Origin of the sequence: Bradyrhizobium zhengyangense, assembly GCF_022012435.1 — a bacterium.
GTDB lineage: Bacteria > Pseudomonadota > Alphaproteobacteria > Rhizobiales > Xanthobacteraceae > Bradyrhizobium > Bradyrhizobium zhengyangense.
The window spans coordinates 41,842-59,446 of sequence record NZ_JAKLUA010000019.1 but is presented as its reverse complement, the minus strand read 5'-3'; the positions used below and the strand labels follow the sequence as shown (position 1 = coordinate 59,446).

18 protein-coding genes are annotated in these 17,605 nt (G+C 65.1%); 14 read left to right on the top strand and 4 right to left on the bottom strand.

Translation table 11 applies throughout. The features are described 5' to 3' along the window. Positions 1-20 precede the first annotated feature (20 nt). The 3 genes from rpsK (at position 21) to rplQ (ending at position 2,092) form a co-directional block, all read left to right on the top strand. A complete protein-coding gene (rpsK, locus tag L6637_RS35380; protein WP_007603045.1) occupies positions 21-410 on the top strand; it encodes a 30S ribosomal protein S11 in 390 nt (129 codons plus the stop codon). A 112-nt stretch (positions 411-522) separates the two neighbouring features. Further along, positions 523-1,554 (top strand): DNA-directed RNA polymerase subunit alpha, encoded by a 1,032-nt coding sequence (locus L6637_RS35375; protein WP_097658748.1) that lies wholly within the window; start codon positions 523-525, stop codon positions 1,552-1,554. 121 nt (positions 1,555-1,675) lie between these two features. Continuing rightward, on the top strand, positions 1,676-2,092 hold the full coding sequence (gene rplQ / locus L6637_RS35370; protein WP_057745449.1) for a 50S ribosomal protein L17: 417 nt from the start codon (positions 1,676-1,678) through the stop codon (positions 2,090-2,092). A gap of 201 nt (positions 2,093-2,293) precedes the next feature. On the opposite strand, the gene L6637_RS35365 is transcribed toward rplQ, so the two are convergent. Then, positions 2,294-2,533 carry a hypothetical protein gene (locus L6637_RS35365; protein ID WP_237873561.1) on the bottom strand — a complete coding sequence of 80 codons (240 nt, stop codon included), beginning with the start codon at positions 2,531-2,533 and terminating at the stop codon, positions 2,294-2,296. A 125-nt stretch (positions 2,534-2,658) separates the two neighbouring features. Here L6637_RS35365 and L6637_RS35360 point away from each other — a divergent pair, with 125 nt between their 5' ends. The 4 genes from L6637_RS35360 to hisC all read left to right on the top strand — a co-directional run bounded on the left by L6637_RS35360 (position 2,659) and on the right by hisC (position 6,402). Continuing rightward, entirely contained in the window at positions 2,659-3,051 is a 393-nt protein-coding gene (locus tag L6637_RS35360; protein ID WP_237873560.1) for a c-type cytochrome, read from the top strand. Between the two features lie 81 nt (positions 3,052-3,132). Beyond that, positions 3,133-3,921, top strand: a complete 789-nt coding sequence (locus tag L6637_RS35355) for an SDR family NAD(P)-dependent oxidoreductase (protein ID WP_237873559.1) — start codon at positions 3,133-3,135, stop codon at positions 3,919-3,921. Positions 3,922-4,015: 94 nt separating this feature from the next. Beyond that, positions 4,016-5,332: a chloride channel protein gene (locus tag L6637_RS35350; protein ID WP_237873558.1), complete on the top strand. Its 1,317-nt coding sequence runs from the start codon at positions 4,016-4,018 to the stop codon at positions 5,330-5,332. Further along, positions 5,329-6,402 carry a histidinol-phosphate transaminase gene (gene hisC / locus L6637_RS35345; RefSeq protein ID WP_237873555.1) on the top strand — a complete coding sequence of 358 codons (1,074 nt, stop codon included), beginning with the start codon at positions 5,329-5,331 and terminating at the stop codon, positions 6,400-6,402. The genes L6637_RS35350 and hisC overlap by 4 nt, the downstream gene beginning before the upstream one ends. Before the next feature lie 137 nt (positions 6,403-6,539). Here the strand turns inward: hisC and L6637_RS35340 are convergent, their stop codons facing one another. Next, positions 6,540-7,553: a zinc-binding alcohol dehydrogenase family protein gene (locus L6637_RS35340; protein ID WP_237861456.1), complete on the bottom strand. Its 1,014-nt coding sequence runs from the start codon at positions 7,551-7,553 to the stop codon at positions 6,540-6,542. A gap of 122 nt (positions 7,554-7,675) precedes the next feature. Between L6637_RS35340 and L6637_RS35335 the strand changes: the two genes are divergently transcribed. Beyond that, a complete protein-coding gene (locus tag L6637_RS35335) occupies positions 7,676-8,053 on the top strand; it encodes a winged helix-turn-helix transcriptional regulator (RefSeq protein WP_237861457.1) in 378 nt (125 codons plus the stop codon). Between the two features lie 37 nt (positions 8,054-8,090). Here L6637_RS35335 and L6637_RS35330 read toward each other — a convergent pair whose 3' ends face one another. Then, a complete protein-coding gene (locus tag L6637_RS35330) occupies positions 8,091-9,722 on the bottom strand; it encodes an OprO/OprP family phosphate-selective porin (RefSeq protein WP_237873552.1) in 1,632 nt (543 codons plus the stop codon). A 315-nt stretch (positions 9,723-10,037) separates the two neighbouring features. Between L6637_RS35330 and L6637_RS35325 the strand changes: the two genes are divergently transcribed. From L6637_RS35325 to L6637_RS35315, 3 genes are read left to right on the top strand one after another with little or no spacing between them, the layout of a single operon-like run. After that, positions 10,038-11,444 carry a DegQ family serine endoprotease gene (locus L6637_RS35325; protein WP_237873551.1) on the top strand — a complete coding sequence of 469 codons (1,407 nt, stop codon included), beginning with the start codon at positions 10,038-10,040 and terminating at the stop codon, positions 11,442-11,444. Continuing rightward, positions 11,441-12,778 carry a replication-associated recombination protein A gene (locus tag L6637_RS35320; protein ID WP_237873550.1) on the top strand — a complete coding sequence of 446 codons (1,338 nt, stop codon included), beginning with the start codon at positions 11,441-11,443 and terminating at the stop codon, positions 12,776-12,778. The genes L6637_RS35325 and L6637_RS35320 overlap by 4 nt, the downstream gene beginning before the upstream one ends. A 52-nt stretch (positions 12,779-12,830) precedes the next feature. Continuing rightward, entirely contained in the window at positions 12,831-14,045 is a 1,215-nt protein-coding gene (locus L6637_RS35315; protein WP_237861462.1) for an RluA family pseudouridine synthase, read from the top strand. Between the two features lie 172 nt (positions 14,046-14,217). Here the strand turns inward: L6637_RS35315 and L6637_RS35310 are convergent, their stop codons facing one another. Next, positions 14,218-14,664 carry a hypothetical protein gene (locus L6637_RS35310; RefSeq protein WP_237873548.1) on the bottom strand — a complete coding sequence of 149 codons (447 nt, stop codon included), beginning with the start codon at positions 14,662-14,664 and terminating at the stop codon, positions 14,218-14,220. A 75-nt stretch (positions 14,665-14,739) separates the two neighbouring features. Here L6637_RS35310 and L6637_RS35305 point away from each other — a divergent pair, with 75 nt between their 5' ends. Genes L6637_RS35305 through L6637_RS35295 form a run of 3 tightly spaced genes read left to right on the top strand, consistent with a single transcriptional unit; the run spans position 14,740 to position 17,490 of the window. After that, on the top strand, positions 14,740-15,534 hold the full coding sequence (locus tag L6637_RS35305) for an ATP12 family chaperone protein (protein WP_237873546.1): 795 nt from the start codon (positions 14,740-14,742) through the stop codon (positions 15,532-15,534). Between the two features lie 52 nt (positions 15,535-15,586). Then, a complete protein-coding gene (gene fliK, locus L6637_RS35300) occupies positions 15,587-17,230 on the top strand; it encodes a flagellar hook-length control protein FliK (protein ID WP_237873544.1) in 1,644 nt (547 codons plus the stop codon). Then, on the top strand, positions 17,227-17,490 hold the full coding sequence (locus L6637_RS35295; protein WP_237873543.1) for an EscU/YscU/HrcU family type III secretion system export apparatus switch protein: 264 nt from the start codon (positions 17,227-17,229) through the stop codon (positions 17,488-17,490). Before fliK ends, L6637_RS35295 begins: the two co-directional genes overlap by 4 nt. Positions 17,491-17,605 lie beyond the last annotated feature (115 nt).

Sequence of the window (17,605 nt, the reverse complement as noted above, 5' to 3'; positions counted from 1 at the left end):
ATCTCCAGGAAAGGTACTCTATGGGCAAGGAAGCCACCCGCGTTCGTCGTCGTGAGCGTAAGAACATCGCCTCCGGCGTCGCGCACGTGAACTCGTCCTTCAACAACACGACCATCACCATCACCGACGCACAGGGCAACACGATTGCCTGGTCTTCCGCCGGCACGATGGGCTTCAAGGGCTCGCGCAAGTCGACCCCGTATGCCGCGCAGGTCGCCGCTGAAGACGTGTCCAAGAAGGCGCAGGAACACGGCATGCGCACGCTGGAAGTCGAAGTCGCCGGTCCCGGTTCGGGCCGTGAGTCAGCGCTCCGCGCGCTGCAGGCCGCGGGCTTCACCGTCACCTCGATCCGCGACGTGACCACGATCCCGCACAACGGTTGCCGTCCGCGGAAGCGTCGGCGCGTCTGATACGAAGTTGCGGGCCCCGTGGTGCCCGCGATGCTTTTTTTAAGAAGCCGCGGGTTTGATCTGCGGCCTTTCTCCAACGCCAGTGTTTGAATTTTCAAATCGACTGGCCTGTATGGGTGAAACAGTGACGATCCAGAAAAATTGGCAAGAACTGATTCGGCCGAACAAGCTCCAGGTGCAGCCCGGCAGCGATTCCTCGCGTTTCGCGACCATCGTCGCCGAGCCGCTCGAGCGTGGTTTCGGCCAGACGCTCGGCAACGCGCTGCGCCGCATCCTGCTCTCCTCGCTCCAGGGCGCGGCGGTGCAGTCGGTGCACATCGACGGCGTGCTGCACGAGTTCTCCTCGATCGCTGGCGTCCGTGAGGACGTCACCGACATCGTGTTGAACATCAAGGACATCGCGATCAAGATGCAGGGCGAAGGCCCCAAGCGCATGGTCGTGAAGAAGTCGGGCCCGGGCACTGTCACAGCTGGCGACATCCAGACCGTCGGCGACGTCGTCGTGCTGAACCCGGACCTCCAGATCTGCACGCTCGACGAGGGCGCCGAGATCCGCATGGAGTTCACGGTCTCCACCGGCAAGGGCTACGTGCCGGCCGAGCGCAACCGTCCCGAGGACGCGCCGATCGGCCTGATCCCGGTCGACAGCCTGTACTCGCCGGTCCGCAAGGTCTCCTACAAGGTCGAGAACACCCGCGAGGGCCAGATCCTCGACTACGACAAGCTGACCATGACGATCGAGACCAACGGCGCGATCTCGCCGGATGACTCGGTGGCCTACGCCGCCCGCATCCTGCAGGATCAGCTCAACGTGTTCGTCAACTTCGAAGAGCCGCGCAAGGAAGTCGCCCAGGAAATCATCCCGGACCTCGCCTTCAACCCGGCCTTCCTCAAGAAGGTGGACGAGCTCGAGCTGTCGGTGCGTTCGGCCAACTGCTTGAAGAACGACAACATCGTCTACATCGGCGACCTCGTGCAGAAGAGCGAAGCGGAAATGCTCCGCACCCCGAACTTCGGTCGCAAGTCGCTGAACGAGATCAAGGAAGTGCTGGCCCAGATGGGTCTGCATCTCGGCATGGAAGTGCCGGGCTGGCCGCCGGAGAACATCGACGAGCTCGCCAAGCGCTTCGAGGATCACTACTGAGTATTTCCACAGTCGTGGCCGGAGTCATCCGGCCACGATTTTTATTGGGCGAACGCAGGCAGCCCACCTGAGCAACATGTCCGACGAACCGTCGCGGCAGTTTTAAGTAAGGACACCACACATGCGTCACGGCAAGGTTCATCGGAAGCTCAACCGCACGGCCGAGCACCGCCGCGCGATGTTCGCCAACATGGCGGCCGCGCTGATCAAGCACGAGCAGATCGTCACCACGCTGCCCAAGGCCAAGGAGCTTCGTCCGATCGTCGAGAAGCTCGTCACTCTCGGCAAGAAGGGCGGCCTCTCCATGCGCCGCCAGGCCATCTCCGAGATGCGCGACAAGGACCAGGTCAAGAAGCTGTTCGATGTTCTGGCGCCCCGCTACAAGGATCGCCAGGGCGGCTACACCCGCATCATCAAGGCCGGCTTCCGCTACGGCGACAACGCCGCGATGGCCGTGATCGAGTTCGTCGATCGCGACGTCGATGCCAAGGGCCAGGACTCAGGTCCGGTGCAGGCAAAGGAAGCCGAGGCGGCGTAAGCCGGACGGCATTTGAATTTTTTGAGAAAGCGGCGCCCTCGGGTGCCGCTTTTTTGTATCCCGCAGCCATTTCTCATGCTGCGCACGCGATGATTTTGACAGAACGTTTTGATTGGGGGCCTCGATGAGGATCGCCTTTGGGATTGCGCTGGCGCTGCTGATATCGCCCGCTACAGCCGAGACGCTGGTCGAGCGCGGCGCCTATCTCGTTGGCAGCGTGATGGTCTGTAACAACTGCCACACGCCGCGTGGGCCCCAGGGCCTCGACATGACGCGCATGCTTTCGGGCGGCCAGACCTTTGACGAGCCCGCTTTCAAGGTCACCGCATCCAACATCACGCCCGATAAGGAGACCGGCATCGGCAGCTGGAGCGATGCCGAGCTGAAGCATTTCCTCGTCAGCGGCGTCAGGCCGAACGGATCGGCCGTTGCGCCGATCATGCCGACCATCTTCTACACGGTGCTCACGACCCGCTCTCGATGCACTCACTGCCTACTTGCGCTCGGTGCCATCGGTGCATCGCGAGACGCCGGCGCCGGAATACAAGATCTCACTGAAGCCAGAAATGCCGACCTATGCGGGCAAGCAGGCGACCGAGGCGGAACTGGCCGACAAGCTTGCCCGCGGCCGCTACCTCCTGACCATCGCCCATTGCCTCGAATGCCACACGCCGGAGGGCCGGTCCGTCGTGCACGACTTCGCTGATGCCAGCGGGAAGGGTGGACGCACCTTCAGGGGGCCGTGGGGCGAATCTGTCTCGCCCAACATCACCTCGGATCCTGCGGCCGGCATCGGGCAGTGGAGCGACGACGAAATCAAACGTGCGATTACGCAAGGCGTCGCGCGCGATGGTCGCAAGCTCAAGCCGCCGATGGCTTATGCTGGCTACGCCACCATGACGGCCCAGGATCTCGATGCCATCGTCGCGTTCGTCCGAACGCTACCGCCGAAAAGCTGAAACCTCACGCGTCGGTGAGGGACGATTGAAGCTGCGTGCGCAGCGCACGATATCTCCGTCAACAGCAATGGAGATTGACTGATGAAGATCGACCTTTCCGGAAAGACTGCCGTCGTCACCGGCTCGACCGCCGGCATCGGCCACGCCATCGCCAAGGGCCTCGCGGGCTCGGGTGCGAGCGTCGTGATCAATGGGCGCGGCCAGGACAAGGTCGATGCCGCTGTGCGCAAGCTGGAAGGGACGGGTAGCAAGGTGCGAGGCATCGCCGCCGACGTCTCGACCGCTGCTGGTTGCAAGGCGCTCGTTGCGGCACTGCCTGAGGTCGACATCCTCATCAACAACGCCGGCATATTCGAGCCGAAGGGCTTCTTCGAGATTCCGGACGAGGATTGGAGCCGCTTCTTCGAGGTCAACGTGATGAGCGGCGTGCGGCTGTCGCGCGCCTACATGCAGGGCATGCTGAAGCGCAACTGGGGCCGCATCGTCTTCATCTCCTCCGAGTCCGGACTCAATATTCCCGCCGAGATGATTCACTACGGCATGAGCAAAACAGCCCAGCTCGCGGTCGCGCGTGGCCTCGCGCAGCTCACCCAGGGTACCAGCGTTACCGTGAATTCGGTGCTGCCTGGCCCGACCATGTCCGAGGGCGTCGAGACTTTCGTGAAGGATCTCGCTAGGCAAAACGGGCAATCGGTGGATGAAGCCGCCGCCAATTTCGTCAGGCAGCACCGCCCGAGCTCGCTGATCCAGCGTTTTGCCAGCGTCGACGAGATCGCCAACATGGTGGTCTATGTCGCCTCGAAGGAGGCATCCGCGACCAACGGCGCGGCGCTGCGGGCAGAAGGCGGCATCGTCAACACTATCGCTTAAGCCGTCATCGGGCGTCGGGAGCGGGGGTTCCAGCCTAGCTGTTCTGCTCCCGCGCCCCTTTCATTCGTGGCGAGACTGGCTAAAACGGGCCACCATGCTCTGGCCCCTCTCGACCCGCCACAAGCGCCTGTTCAGGCTGACATCCGCGCGCTGGCAGCGGCGGGCGATCTTTCTGCTCGGCGGGATCGGGGTCGGCGCTGCAGCGGTGGCGCTGGCGCAGCTGGCCGATCTCGCGCAGCACGCCTTCGCGCTCCTGCTGGCCAAGTCGCGCTATGCCGTGCTGGCGGTGACGCCGCTCGGCTTCATGCTGTCGGCCTATATGACCATCCGTCTTTTTCCGAATGCGCAGGGCAGCGGCATCCCGCAGGCGATCGCCGCGCGCCATCTGACCGATCAGGCGGCGCGTGAGAGCCTGGTCTCGATCCGGATCGCGATCGGCAAGATGATCCTGACCCTGTTCGGGTTGCTGTGCGGCGGCTCTGTGGGGCGGGAAGGGCCGACCGTTCAGGTCGGCGCGTCCATCATGTTCGCGCTCGGTCGTGTCTCGCCGCGTCGCCAGCCTGGATTGATCCTGGCCGGTGCGGCTGCCGGCGTCGCCGCGGCCTTCAATACGCCGCTCGCCGGAATCGTCTTCGGCATCGAGGAGATGAGCCGAGCATTCGAGACCCGCACATCCAGCCTGATCATTGCCGCCGTCATCGCCGCCGGCCTGACGTCGCTCGCGCTGGCCGGCAATTACGCCTATTTCGGCAGCAGCGCGATGTCGCTGGCGCGTGGCGCCGACTGGCTGGCCGTTCCGGCCTGCGGCGTCGTCGGCGGCCTCGCCGGCGGCCTGTTCAGCCGTGTTGTCATCGCCATGGCGCGCGGTTTCAAGAACCCGCTCGGACGTGCGATCAAGGGCCACCCACTCTGGTTTGCTTTTGCCTGCGGCTTCGCCGTGGCGATTTGCGGCCTGGTGTCCGGCGATACAGTTTACGGCACGGGATACGTGCAGGTGAAAGAGGCGCTGGATCACGGCACCCCGCTGCCGCAGAACTTCGGCGTGCTCAAGCTGCTGGCGACGAGCTTCGCCGCGATCAGCGGCATACCGGGCGGCATCTTTTCGCCTTCGCTCGCCGTCGGCGCCGGCATCGGCAGCAACATCGCCGCGTTCTTCCACGACGCGCCGCTTGGTGCGATCATGCTGCTCGGCATGGTCTCGTATTTCGCCGGCGTCGTGCAGGCGCCGATCACCGCCTTCGTGATCGTGACCGAGATGACCGACAATCGCGGCATGGTCGTGCCGCTGATGGCGGCCGCGCTGATCGCGCATTTCGTCTCGCGCATGATCTGCGAGGAGGGTATCTATCACGCGCTCGCGAAAGGCTTTGTCGAGCGGGCGACGCGTCCGCGCGAGGGGGAGGGAAGATGAGCCGTTTCTGGAGCAGCTTGACGCATGATTTGAAGCCCTACGTGCCGGGCGAACAGCCGCGCATGGCGGACCTGGTCAAGCTGAACACCAACGAGAATCCGCTCGGCCCGTCGCCGCGTGCGCTGGAGGCGATCCGCGACGCGGCAGCCGATACGCTGCGTCTGTATCCGGACCCGCAGGCAACCGCGCTGCGGGCAGCCCTGGCCGCCTATCACGGCGTGAGACCGGAGCAGGTGTTCGTCGGCAACGGCTCGGACGAGGTGCTGGCGCATACCTTCGTCGCGCTGCTGAAGCACGATGCACCGCTGCTGTTTCCCGATATCACCTACAGTTTCTATCCGGTCTATTGCCGTCTGTTCGGCATCGACTATGAGACCGTGCCGCTCGATCAGGCCATGCAGATGCGCATCGCGGATTATCGCCGGCCGGCCGGCGCGATCATCATCCCCAATCCGAACGCGCCGACGGGGATCGCGCTGTCGCGCGCCGAGATCGCAACGCTCCTGGACGAGCATCCCGATATTCCCGTGGTCGTTGACGAGGCCTATGTCGACTTCGGCGCCGAGACCGCAATTCCGCTGGTCGCGTCCCGTCGCAATCTGCTGGTCGTGCAGACCATGTCCAAGTCGCGCGCGCTCGCCGGGCTTCGGGTCGGATATGCGATCGGCGATGCCGATCTGATCGATGCGCTGACGCGCGTGAAGGACAGCTTCAATTCATATCCGCTCGGCCGGCCGGCCCAGGCCGGCGCGATCGCGTCGATCGCGGACGAGGCCTATTTCCAACAGAGCCGCCTTTGCGTGATCGAGGGCAGGGAGCGGCTGACCCGCGGACTGAAAGCGGCCGGCTTCGACGTGCTGCCGTCTCTGGCCAACTTCGTCTTCGCGCGCCATCCCGCGTATGAGGGGGCCGCGCTTGCAGCGGCGCTACGCGAGCAGGCGGTGATCGTCCGCCACTTCTCAGCGCCTCGCATCTCGGATTTCTTGCGGATCACCGTCGGAACGGATGAGCAGATCGACCGGCTGCTGTCGGCGTTGGCTGAGATCGTGGGACAACACGAGAAATCGTAGGGTCGGCAAAGCGGCTTGTCCGCCGTAGCTCGAAGAGCGAAGGCGGAAGCGCGCCCACCATCTCTCGCGCCGTTGCGAGGTGGTGGGCACGGCGCAAGGGCGCCTTTGCCCACCCTACGCACCGGCGATGTGGTCGCCTACCACCCCTCCAGCACGATCTTGCCGCGCGACTTGCCGCTCTCGAGCAGCGCGTGCGCGCGCTTGAGATTAGCCGCGTTGATGGTGCCGAAAGTCTGGTCGAGCGTGGTACGCAGCACGCCCTTGTCGATGAGATCGGCGACGTCGTTCAGCAAGTGATGTTGCGCGATCATGTCAGGCGTCTGGAACGAGGAGCGCGTGAACATCGATTCCCAGTGTACCGAGATCGCCTTGCCCTTGAACGTGCTCATGGCGAATTCCGGGGGATCGTCGATCAGGCCGAACTTTCCCTGCGGCGCCATGAACTCGGCGATGCTCTTGTAGTGCTGGTCGGTGAAGGTGAGGCTTGCCACCAGCGCGACCGGCGGCAGCTTCAGTTTCTCGATCTGCTCCTTCATCGGCTTGCCGTGATCGATCACCGCGTGCGCGCCGAGATCGAGGCACCATTTCTGTGACTCCGGCCGCGTCGCGGTCGCAACCACGGTGAGGCCGGTGAGGCGGCGGGCGAGCTGGATCAGGATCGAGCCGACACCGCCGGCGCCGCCGGTGATCAGGAGCGTGCGTGGATCGACGCTCTTGCCCGGGACTGCGCCGAGACGATCGAACAGCAATTCCCATGCGGTAATGGAGGTGAGGGGCAGGGCGGCGGCCTGCGCGAATGAGAGCGACTTCGGCCTGTTGCCGACGATGCGTTCGTCGACCAGATGGAATTCGGAATTGGTGCCCTGGCGCAGGATCGAGCCTGCGTAAAACACCTCGTCGCCCGGCTTGAAAAGCGTGACGTCGGGGCCGACAGCATCGACGATGCCGGCGGCGTCATAGCCCAAGATCTTGGTCTCGCCCTCCGGCGGCGCGGCGCGCTTGCGCACCTTGTAATCGACCGGATTGGCCGAGATCGCCTTTACGGCGACGCGGATGTCGCGTCCTTTGGGCTCTGGTTTGGCAGTCTCGAAATCGATCAGCGCGTCCTGATCCTCGATCGGAAGCGACTTCTTGTAGCCGACGGCCTTCATGGCTGGTCTCCATCAGATGGCGTATTCGCCTGCCGCTCTTAACTGTCCCGCTAGCTCCAATTTGGCAAGTACTGTACGTTCGGGGATATAGTCCCTGTTTGGATACTATTGGGAAAACAAGCATGAAACGGCGCAATTTTGCCCGTCGCCCCGGCTGCTCGGTCGAGGCGACGCTGGATTTGATCGACGGCAAGTGGAAGGGCGTGATCCTCTATCATTTGCAGAGCGGCACCCAGCGCTTCGGCGAACTGCGCCGCATGATGCCGGGCATCACCCAGCGCATGCTGACCAAGCAGCTTCGCGCGCTGGAGGAGGACAAGCTGGTCATCCGCAAGGTCTATGCCGAGGTGCCGCCGCGCGTGGAGTATTGCCTCTCCGAGTTGGGGGAGAGCCTGCGGCCGGTGATCGATATTCTCAAAGCCTGGGGCGAGAGCCACCAGCAGCGGCTGTCCTGCGCGCCGCCGCCTGACGTGGTGAAGAAGCCAAAGCGCGCAGCGTAATATCCGGGAGCGGCGTGCCGCTCCCGGAAGGGATCGCCTAGAACGCGACCTGCGTGCGCATTGCGACCGCGTTGAACGTCGAGCCCGTGTTCACCGAGGAGGTCGCACTCGCCTGCTTGGAGATGTCGCCATGCAGGTAATCGAGCATGAAGCGGACGTTGTTGTTGACGTACCAGTTCAGCGCCGCGGTGTAGATGGTTTGCCGTCCGCCCGCGATGCCTGCGGCGGTCGCGAGCTGATCGTTCAAATTCATCGTGCTCACGCGTCCGGCGATTTCCCAGGCGCCCCAGCCGCCACCGGCCAGCGAGAAGGGATTGGCCGGCTTGATGCCACCATACGAGGCGCTCGCCGCGTTGTAGGCACGGCTCTCGCCGGTCAGCACGTAGCCGACCTGCGCGTAGCCGCCGTCGAATTTCAGGCTCGACGCGCCGAGCGGCGGCAGGCCCGTATTCGCCGTGCGGTCGACGTTGAACCAGTAATATTCGCCCTGCGCGATAAACGAGCCATAGGTCGCGGCCGCTTCGACGCCGTAGACCTGCGCGCCCGATACGTTGGCAATCGCACCGGTGGAAATCAACGTCGTGGGATCGATCCGCAGCTCGGGCCGGTCGCTGAGCGTTAGCGTCTGCGCCTGCGTCACCTGGTTGCGCGGCGGCTGGATCAGCCATTCCGCATCGGCGCCGACATGCACGGAGTAGCCGTTGCCGCTGACCGGGTTGCCGGCGATGCGGGCGACTGCGCCATATTGCTCGCTGCTTCCGGGCGGGGAGACGCTGGAGGCGGAGTGGATCGCGCCCGTGGTCGGTCCTGTAACGTAGGCGCCCATCCAGAGCTGGTCATTCCACCAGCGGGTGCCAACCGCCGAGCGGAAGTCACCGGCTGCGATGTTCTGCGCGATGATGCCGGCCGAGGCGCGCTCCATGAACATGATGTCGTTGGAGCTGGTGGATTCGTCGAGCGTCCAGGCAATATCCATGACGCCGGCTTCGACCGCCATCTTGCCGCCGAATGGCTTGAGGCCGGTATAGCTCAGATAGGCGTTTTCGATGCCCGACGTGCCGCCGCCCGGCAGGAAGCCGACAGCGGTGCCGCCGGCCGCGCCGGTGCCGCCAAAACCGTCGGCCGTGCCGCCGAAATCGTAGATCAGGGAGTAATTCCAGTCGCCGAAGAACTTGCCGACGATGCCGATACGCGCCCGGCGAACGTTCTCGCCGCTGTCGAGCTTTTGCGGCACGGTTGATGCCGTGTCGGGGCGGTAATTGTAGCCGCCGACATCCCAGTGCACGCGGCTCGTGATGGCAACGCAGTTCTGCTCGTCCGCGGTGCAGATGGTCGGCCGGTTATTCGGCATCGTCACCACGACGCCTGACGGGGCGACCGGACCCTTGACCGGAATGGCCGCGTTGGCGTTGGCGAGGGCAGCTTTCGCCTCCGAGCGCGCTTCAGCCTTGGCCTCGGCCTTGGCTTCCTGCCTGGCTTTCGCCGTGGCGGCCGTGTTCGCGGCGGTCTGGTTCTGGAGCTTGTCGAGCTTTTGCTCCAACATCTTCAACTGCTGCTTCAGGAGTGCGATCTCCTGCTCGCTATTGCTGGCTGATTGAGCCTGGGCCTGTGAGGCCGCCAGCACGCCGGCGAGACCAATCGCCGTGGCTGCCATTCTTGTCCTGCTCATGTCGTGACTCCATCCTTTGACGAACTTCCCCAAGTCGCAACGGGAGAGCCTAAGAGTGATCGATGACTGCCCCGCGACGGCGCGCGCCCGGCTCTGCGGTTCCCACTGATGCCAATTCGCCGCAACCGAATCCGCCTGGCACGAGCATGCAGGATGATGCGCATCATGCCAATCCACCGCCCAAGTCAGATTGTGATTTCGCACGCCGGGCTTGCATGCCGGACACACCGGAAAGGGGCTGAATATTGCTCCCCGGCGCCCTTCTATTGGGGGGCGAACGCGCCTATATTCCGGCGTCTTTTCCAAGAGGTAGGAATGTTTCGATCGACCTGGATCGCCGTCGTCACGGCATTGTGCATAGGCTTTTCGGCCCACTTCAATCCGGCTGCGGCGCAAGACCGTCGCGTGCCCTCGTCGCAGGCCGAGCTGCGGCTGTCCTATGCGCCGATCGTGCAGCGGGTGCAGCCGGCGGTGGTCAACGTTTATGCCGCCAAGGTGGTGCAGAACCGCAACCCGCTGCTGGACGACCCGATCTTCCGTCGTTTCTTCGGCGTGCCGGGCCAGCAGCAGGAGCAGGTGCAGCGGTCGCTGGGTTCGGGCGTGATCGTCGATTCCTCCGGGCTCGTTGTCACCAACGTCCATGTCATCGAAGGCGCCGACCAGGTGAAGGTGTCGCTGTCGGACAAGCGCGAGTTCGAGGCCGAGATCGTCTTGAAGGACTCCCGCAGCGATCTCGCGGTGCTGCGTCTGAAGGATACCAAGGAGAAGTTTCCGGCGCTCGAATTCACCAATTCGGACGAGCTGATGGTCGGCGACGTCGTGATGGCGATCGGCAACCCCTTCGGCGTCGGCCAGACCGTGACCCATGGCATCATCTCGGCGCTAGCGCGTACGCAGGTCGGCATCACCGACTATCAGTTCTTCATCCAGACTGATGCTGCGATCAATCCCGGCAATTCCGGTGGCGCGCTGGTCGACATGAACGGCCGGCTCGCCGGCATCAACACCGCCATCTATTCGCGCTCCGGCGGCTCGCAGGGCATCGGCTTTGCGATCCCGGCCAATATGGTTCGGGTCGTCGTCGCCTCTGCCAAGAGTGGCGGCAAGGCGGTGAAGCGGCCATGGCTTGGCGCGAAGTTGCAGGCGGTGACGCCGGAGATCGCGGAGAGCCTCGGTCTGCGCTCGCCGACCGGTGCGCTGGTCGCGAGCGTCGTTGCCAATGGGCCTGCGGCGAAGGCCGGGTTGAAATCCTCCGACCTCATCACCGGGATCGACGGCCAGGCCGTGGACGATCCCAACGCGTTTGACTATCGCTTCGCCACCCGCCCGATCGGCGGGTCAGCGCAGATCGACGTGCAGCGCGGCGGCAAGCCGCTCAAGCTGACGATCGCGCTCGAGACTGCCCCCGATACCGGCCGCAACGAGCTCGTCGTCACCGCGCGCTCGCCGTTCCAGGGCGCGAAGGTCTCGACCATCACGCCGGCGGTCGCCGACGAGCTGCATCTCGACGCCGACACCGAAGGCGTCGTCATCACCGAGCTCGGTGATGACTCCCCGGCCGCCCAGGTCGGCTTCCAGAAGGGCGACATCATCCTGGCCGTCAACAACCAGAAGATCGGCAAGACCGGCGACCTCGAGAAGGTGGCAGGCGTCAGCCAGCGGCTCTGGCGCATCACGCTGGTGCGCGGCGGTCAGCAGATCAACGTCACGCTGGGCGGATGAGTCCGAAGCGACCACAGGAGACGCCAACTCTCTTTGCCGCGGCGGGGCTCGATCACGATGCCCCGCATCCGCTGCCGGATCGGCTGCGGCCGCGGGCGCTGTCGGAGGTCGTCGGGCAGGATCACATCCTCGGCCCTGATGGCGCACTGACGCGCATGCTGGAGACGCGCACGCTGGGCTCGCTGGTGTTCTGGGGCCCGCCGGGCACGGGCAAGACCACGGTGGCGCGGCTGCTCGCGGATGCGACCGACCTGCATTTCGAGCAGATCTCGGCGGTCTTCTCGGGTGTAGCAGATTTGAAGAAGGCCTTCGATGCTGCGCGCGCGCGCCGCGAGATGGGCAAGGGCACGCTGCTGTTCGTCGACGAGGTGCACAGGTTCAACCGCGCCCAGCAGGATTCGTTTCTGCCCGTGATGGAAGACGGCACCGTCGTCATGGTCGGCGCCACCACGGAAAACCCGTCCTTCGAGCTCAACGCGGCGCTTTTGTCCCGCGCACGCGTCCTGGTGTTTCGCTCGCTCGATGCGGCCGCGATCGAAAAGCTGTTCGCGCATGCCGAGGCGGTCGAGGGCCGCAAGTTGCCGCTCGATGCCGAGGCGAGGGCGGTGCTGGTGCGCATGGCCGACGGCGATGGCAGAGCTTCGCTGACGCTCGCCGAAGAGGTCTGGCGCTCGGCGCGAGCCGACGAGATTTTCAATGCCGCGCAATTGCAGGACATCCTGCAACGGCGTGCGCCAATCTACGACAAATCGGCGGATGGCCATTACAACCTGATCTCGGCCCTGCATAAATCGGTACGCGGCTCCGATCCGGACGCCGCGCTGTATTATCTCGCGCGCATGCTGGACGCCGGCGAGGACCCGCTGTTCCTGGCGCGCCGCGTCGTGCGCATGGCGGTGGAGGATATCGGCCTTGCCGATCCGCAGGCGCTCGTCATCGCCAATGCCGCCAAGGACGCCTTCGACTTCCTCGGCCACCCCGAAGGCGAGCTCGCGATCGCGCAAGCGGTGGTCTATCTCGCCACAGCGCCGAAATCGAATGCGGTCTACACCGCGTTCGGCACGGCGATGCAGGTGGCAAAACAGGCTGGCTCGCTGCTGCCGCCAAAGCACATCCTGAACTCACCGACCAAGCTGATGAAATCGGAAGGCTACGGTTCAGGCTACGAATACGACCACGATGTCCCCGATGCCTTCTCCGGCCAAGACTACTTCCCGGAAGCCCTGGGCCGCCAGACCTTCTACGACCCGCCCGAGCGCGGCTTCGAGCGCGAGATCAGGAAGCGGCTGGATTATTGGGCCAAGCTGCGCAAGGAGCGGGGCGGCGCGGGCTAGAGGCGGCCATTTCGCCGTGACGGGAGCCGGCTTTTAGGGTACGCAGGCAACCATGAGCCGCCGCATCAAGAGAATGAACCCAAAGCCCCGTTCGCGTGACGAACGCGACGATTCGCGTCCATTCAAGGCGCGCAGCGCAAAGAAGGCTGGACCGCGGCCTGGGACCAAGCCCGGGGTAAAGCCGCCGCGCTTTGCGGCCGAGCGCGCAGAACGGCGTGCGCCCAAAGCTGCAATGGAAGAGCCGGCTGCGGCAAAGCCCGTCGAGGCGTTGCTGCCGACCAAGGTCCAGACCGTCAAGGTGACGGCTGACGAGAACAACATGCGCGTCGATCGCTTTCTGGAGGCGCGCTTTCCCGGCCTGTCGTTCTCCCATATCCAGCGCGTCGTCCGCAAAGGCGAGCTGCGCGTCGACGGCAAGCGTGTCGACAGCAAGGACCGCCTGGAAGAGGGCCAGAGCGTCCGCATTCCGCCGCTGAAGCTCGACACACCGAAGGTTGCCGGCGAGCTCTCGGAGGCCGCACAGAAGACGCTCAAGGCGCTGAAGGAGATGACGATCTACGAGGACGACGACGTCCTCGTGCTGAACAAGCCCGCCGGCCTTGCCGTGCAGGGCGGCTCGGGCATGACGCGCCACATCGACCAGATGCTGGAGGTGATGCGCGATTCCAAGGGTCAGAAGCCGCGCCTCGTGCATCGCATCGATCGCGAGACGTCAGGCTGCCTTCTGATCGCGAAGACGCGCTTTGCCGCCTCGCATCTGACCGGCGCGTTCCGCTCGCGTTCGGCGCGCAAGGTCTATTGGGCATTGGTGCCGGGCCTGCCGAAGCCGAAGCAGGGCCGCATCTCGACTTTCCTTGCGAAAGAGGAGAGCGAGGACGACACCATCATGCGCATCGCGCAGCATGGCGACGAGGGCGCCAGTCACGCGGTGACCTATTACGCGGTGGTCGAGACCGCCGGCAACAAGCTGACCTGGGTGTCGCTGAAGCCGGTGACAGGCCGCACGCACCAGCTTCGCGCCCACATGGCCCATATCGGTCATCCTATCGTCGGCGATCCCAAATATTTCAACATCGAGAACTGGCAGTTGCCGGGCGGCCTGCAAAACCGGCTGCATCTGCTCGCGCGCCGCATCGTCATCCCGCATCCCCGCGGCGGCGTCATCGACGCCACTGCGCCACTGCCGCCGCACATGCAGCAGTCGTGGAATTTGCTCGGGCTCGACGCAAGCAGGTTCGACCCGATCGAGAACGCACCGGAGGAGTAGGGCGCATTGCCAACCACCTCCTCGGTGTCATCGCCCGCGAAGGCGGGCGATCCAGTATTGCAGAGGCCGGACCTAGAGAACTCGCCCTCACCACAACCGCCGCGGCGTACTGGATGCCCCGGTCAAGCCGGGGCATGACAGCGGCGGTTGTGGTTGAGACCGAAAGCACCCCTCAATTCCGAAATTGCTCCAGAAACATCCGCAAGCTGTCGTGCGGACTCTCGACATCCATGATCAGCCAGCCCTCCGGACCGTTGACCAGGATGAAGTTCAGCACGACCTTGCGGCCGTGATTGTCGAAGACCGCCGTGACATAGGTCTTGTCGTATTGCTTGCGGGTGATCGCGATTGCGACCGGGCCGAGCTTCCAGTTCGTGCTCTGCACCAGGAAATCATAGGGCTCGCTGCGCGGCGCGGACCACGCTTTGCGCAAGGAGGGGTCGAAGAATTGCCGGGTCGTCGCAGCATCCCGCGGCAGGCCCCTCGACAGCTCCGGCGAGCCCGCGCCGTAATAGGCATAGACGTTGCGGATCAGCGATTCCGGGGTGCGAAAGCCGGCCTCGGCCGCGGCCGGCCAAAGCCCGGCGAACAGGGCCACAATGCCCGCAAGTTCCCTCATGCCCGCCGCTCGCTTTATCGGCTGCCGGTCTTATTTTAAAAGCTTAGCACTCAGCGGTCGGGACCGAAAACTCACATGCGCGAATTGTTCGAAGAAGCAGCCGGCCAGCCCCCGCCGGACCCCAGGGAATCGGCGCGCGCCTCGGCGCGGACGCCGTTGCGCAAGCGCTTCTACAAGGAGGCCGGCGTTGCGGAGACCGAAGGCGGCTTTGGCATCACCCTCGATGGCAGGCCGATCCGCACGCCCTCTGGCCGCCAGGTGGTGATCCCCTCGCGCGCGCTGGCCGATGCCGTGGCCGCGGAATGGGCCGCTCAGGGCGAGGCGATCGATCCCGTGACCATGCCGCTGACGCGGATCGCCAACAGCGTGGTCGAGGGCGTGGTCGACCGCGTCGAGCTCGTCACTGATGACCTCGCGAAATACTTCGAGACCGACCTGCTGTTCTATCGCGCCGGCCACCCCGAGGGGCTGGTCGCCCGCGAGGCTGCGCATTGGGACCCCGTGCTGTTCTGGGCCGCAGAGGCGCTGGGGGCGCATTTCATCCTCTCCGAGGGCATCATGCATGTGAGGCAGCCGGACGAGGCGCTCCAGGCTGTCCGTGCGGCGTTGCCTGGCGATCCCTGGTCCGTGGCCGCCCTCCACATGGTGACGACCCTGACCGGCTCGGCGCTGCTGGCGCTGGCGTTGGCCCATGGTATGCGCCACGCCGACCAGGTCTGGGCCGCGGCTCATGTCGATGAGGACTGGAACATCGACCAATGGGGTGTGGACGAGGAGGCCGCCGCCCGCCGGGCCACCCGCCTGCGCGATTTCGACGCCGCCGTGGCAGTTTTGACCGCCGTGAAGCCGCCTGCGGCCCAAGGTCCTTAACGAGAGGTTTACGAGGGGCTCTTAGGGTGGGCCAGATTCTCGGGCCCTTCAGATGCCGACGCCGATCAGCTCGATCCTTCCGGTCAGTGCCGCCAGCCCCGTGGCTGATGCGGCAACGCCCGATCTTGTGCTTCAGGCCGGCAGCGTCGTCGATGCCAAAGTCGTCAGCTTGCTTGCCGACAATCTGGTGCGGATCGCGATCGCCAACCTCTCGATGGACGTGATGTCCGAGGTGGCGCTGACCCCAGGGCAAAATCTCCAGCTCGCGGTGTCGCAGAACGATGGCACCATCAGGCTCGCCGTCGTGGGCGGCGCAGGCGAGGCAAGCGCCGCTCAGGTCACGCTGACGCCGACCGCGGCGTCGCTGGTCGACAGCCCGCCGCTGGCGCCGTCGGTCAATGCGGCACGCAACACGCTGACACCTTTGGAGCAGGTCGCCGTTACAGCAGCCTCGGCCGAGGCGGTCACAAAGCACGGCAGCCAGGCGCCGCTGTTCGCCAATCTCGCATCGGTCGTCACCGGCAGCGATTTGCCGGCCGGACTGAAACAGGCCGTGCTGGACGTGCTGGCGCAGCAGACACCGCTCAACGCTGCGCTGGATGGCGGCGATATCGAGTCCGCGTTTCAGAAGTCCGGCCTGTTTCTCGAAGCTTCGCTGGCCGCTGGCACGACGCCCCAGTCAGGTGCGGTGCCGGATCTGAAGGCGGCCCTGCTCGTGCTGCGCGAGACATTGGCGGCGACGTCAGGCCTGCCCGCGACCGCCGCGCCGCAAGTCGCAGCACAGAACGCAGCGCCTGCGCCTGGCACTTCGGTCGTTCTGCAGACTGCAGTCTCGGCGCCGCAGGTGGCGGGCGAGACAGCACAGGCGGTGCTTCCGTCGCCCGGTGCGGCGATTGCTCAGCCTGCGCAATTGCCGCGCGAGGCTGCGCCGGCCACTGCGGTGCTGGCCAACATCACCGGCGAAACGCCCCAGGCGGCTCTGCCTCGCACCACCATGTCGGCAGGCCTTGCCGCGAGCCTGCTGCAGGAGGTCGCGCAAAACCTGCCGCGCCTGACCGGCAATGTGCCGGGTGCGACCAAGGCCGTTCCTGACGGCCATGTCTTCGAGGCGGCCGCGCGCATGACGACGCCGCCGCCGTTCCGTGGTGCGCTGCCGGCGCCGCAATCCGTCGCTTCGCCAACGCTCACGCCCGACACGCCACTCGCTGCAACCGTGCATCGCCTGCTCGACGATACCGATGCTGCGATCGCGCGGCAGACGCTGCTGCAGGTGGCTTCGCTCCCTGATCGCGTCGATGCCAGCGGTCATCGCAGCGATCCGACCGCGCCGCAGTGGAATTTCGAGATTCCGTTTGCGACCCCGCAAGGCACAGCGATGGCGCAGTTCGAGATCTCGCGCGACGGCGGCAACGAAACGCCCGATCCCGCAAAGCGCGCCTGGCGCGCGCGCTTCACGATCAATGTCGAGCCATCAGGACCCGTGCACGCGCTGATCACGCTCAACGGCGACAAGACCTTTGTGCGGATGTGGGCCGAGCGGCCGGCGACCGCGCAGCAGCTCCGCGCCGGCATCGGCGAGCTCAATCAGGCGCTGACCAAGGCCGAGCTCAAGCCGGGCGACATCATCGTGCGTGATGGGACGCCGCCGCAACCGGCTCCGGCGCGCGCCGGGCATTTCCTGGATCGCGCCACATGAGTGACCAATCCAAGCTCGCAATCGCGCTGCACTACGAGAAGGGCAGCGGCGCGCCTGTCGTCGTCGCCAAGGGCAAGGGCACGATCGGCGAAAAGATCGTCGAGATCGCCAAGGCCAATGATATTCCGATCGAGGAGAACGAGATTTTGGCCGGCGCGCTGTCCAAGGTCGAGCTCGGCGAGGAGATTCCGCCCGATCTCTACAAGGCCGTCGCCGAAGTTCTGGTGTTCGTGCTGCGGCTGTCGGGCGGCGCGCGCTAGCGCATAACGCCGCTAAGCACGAGATGCCGTAGGGTGGGCAAAGGCGCGCAGCGCCGTGCCCACCATCTGCAATTGGTAGGCACGCTTTCGCTTTGCCCACCCTACGGCAACTGCG

What these genes read in the sequence shown, in the direction of transcription:
- rpsK (WP_007603045.1), top strand. Translation starts at nt 21, where the DNA reads ATGGGCAAGGAAGCCACCCGCGTTCGTCGTCGTGAGCGTAAGAACATC.
- L6637_RS35375 (WP_097658748.1), top strand. Translation starts at nt 523, where the DNA reads ATGGGTGAAACAGTGACGATCCAGAAAAATTGGCAAGAACTGATTCGG.
- rplQ (WP_057745449.1), top strand. Translation starts at nt 1,676, where the DNA reads ATGCGTCACGGCAAGGTTCATCGGAAGCTCAACCGCACGGCCGAGCAC.
- L6637_RS35365 (WP_237873561.1), bottom strand. Translation starts at nt 2,533, where the DNA reads ATGATCGGCGCAACGGCCGATCCGTTCGGCCTGACGCCGCTGACGAGG.
- L6637_RS35360 (WP_237873560.1), top strand. Translation starts at nt 2,659, where the DNA reads ATGCCGACCTATGCGGGCAAGCAGGCGACCGAGGCGGAACTGGCCGAC.
- L6637_RS35355 (WP_237873559.1), top strand. Translation starts at nt 3,133, where the DNA reads ATGAAGATCGACCTTTCCGGAAAGACTGCCGTCGTCACCGGCTCGACC.
- L6637_RS35350 (WP_237873558.1), top strand. Translation starts at nt 4,016, where the DNA reads ATGCTCTGGCCCCTCTCGACCCGCCACAAGCGCCTGTTCAGGCTGACA.
- hisC (WP_237873555.1), top strand. Translation starts at nt 5,329, where the DNA reads ATGAGCCGTTTCTGGAGCAGCTTGACGCATGATTTGAAGCCCTACGTG.
- L6637_RS35340 (WP_237861456.1), bottom strand. Translation starts at nt 7,553, where the DNA reads ATGAAGGCCGTCGGCTACAAGAAGTCGCTTCCGATCGAGGATCAGGAC.
- L6637_RS35335 (WP_237861457.1), top strand. Translation starts at nt 7,676, where the DNA reads ATGAAACGGCGCAATTTTGCCCGTCGCCCCGGCTGCTCGGTCGAGGCG.
- L6637_RS35330 (WP_237873552.1), bottom strand. Translation starts at nt 9,722, where the DNA reads ATGAGCAGGACAAGAATGGCAGCCACGGCGATTGGTCTCGCCGGCGTG.
- L6637_RS35325 (WP_237873551.1), top strand. Translation starts at nt 10,038, where the DNA reads ATGTTTCGATCGACCTGGATCGCCGTCGTCACGGCATTGTGCATAGGC.
- L6637_RS35320 (WP_237873550.1), top strand. Translation starts at nt 11,441, where the DNA reads ATGAGTCCGAAGCGACCACAGGAGACGCCAACTCTCTTTGCCGCGGCG.
- L6637_RS35315 (WP_237861462.1), top strand. Translation starts at nt 12,831, where the DNA reads ATGAGCCGCCGCATCAAGAGAATGAACCCAAAGCCCCGTTCGCGTGAC.
- L6637_RS35310 (WP_237873548.1), bottom strand. Translation starts at nt 14,664, where the DNA reads ATGAGGGAACTTGCGGGCATTGTGGCCCTGTTCGCCGGGCTTTGGCCG.
- L6637_RS35305 (WP_237873546.1), top strand. Translation starts at nt 14,740, where the DNA reads ATGCGCGAATTGTTCGAAGAAGCAGCCGGCCAGCCCCCGCCGGACCCC.
- fliK (WP_237873544.1), top strand. Translation starts at nt 15,587, where the DNA reads ATGCCGACGCCGATCAGCTCGATCCTTCCGGTCAGTGCCGCCAGCCCC.
- L6637_RS35295 (WP_237873543.1), top strand. Translation starts at nt 17,227, where the DNA reads ATGAGTGACCAATCCAAGCTCGCAATCGCGCTGCACTACGAGAAGGGC.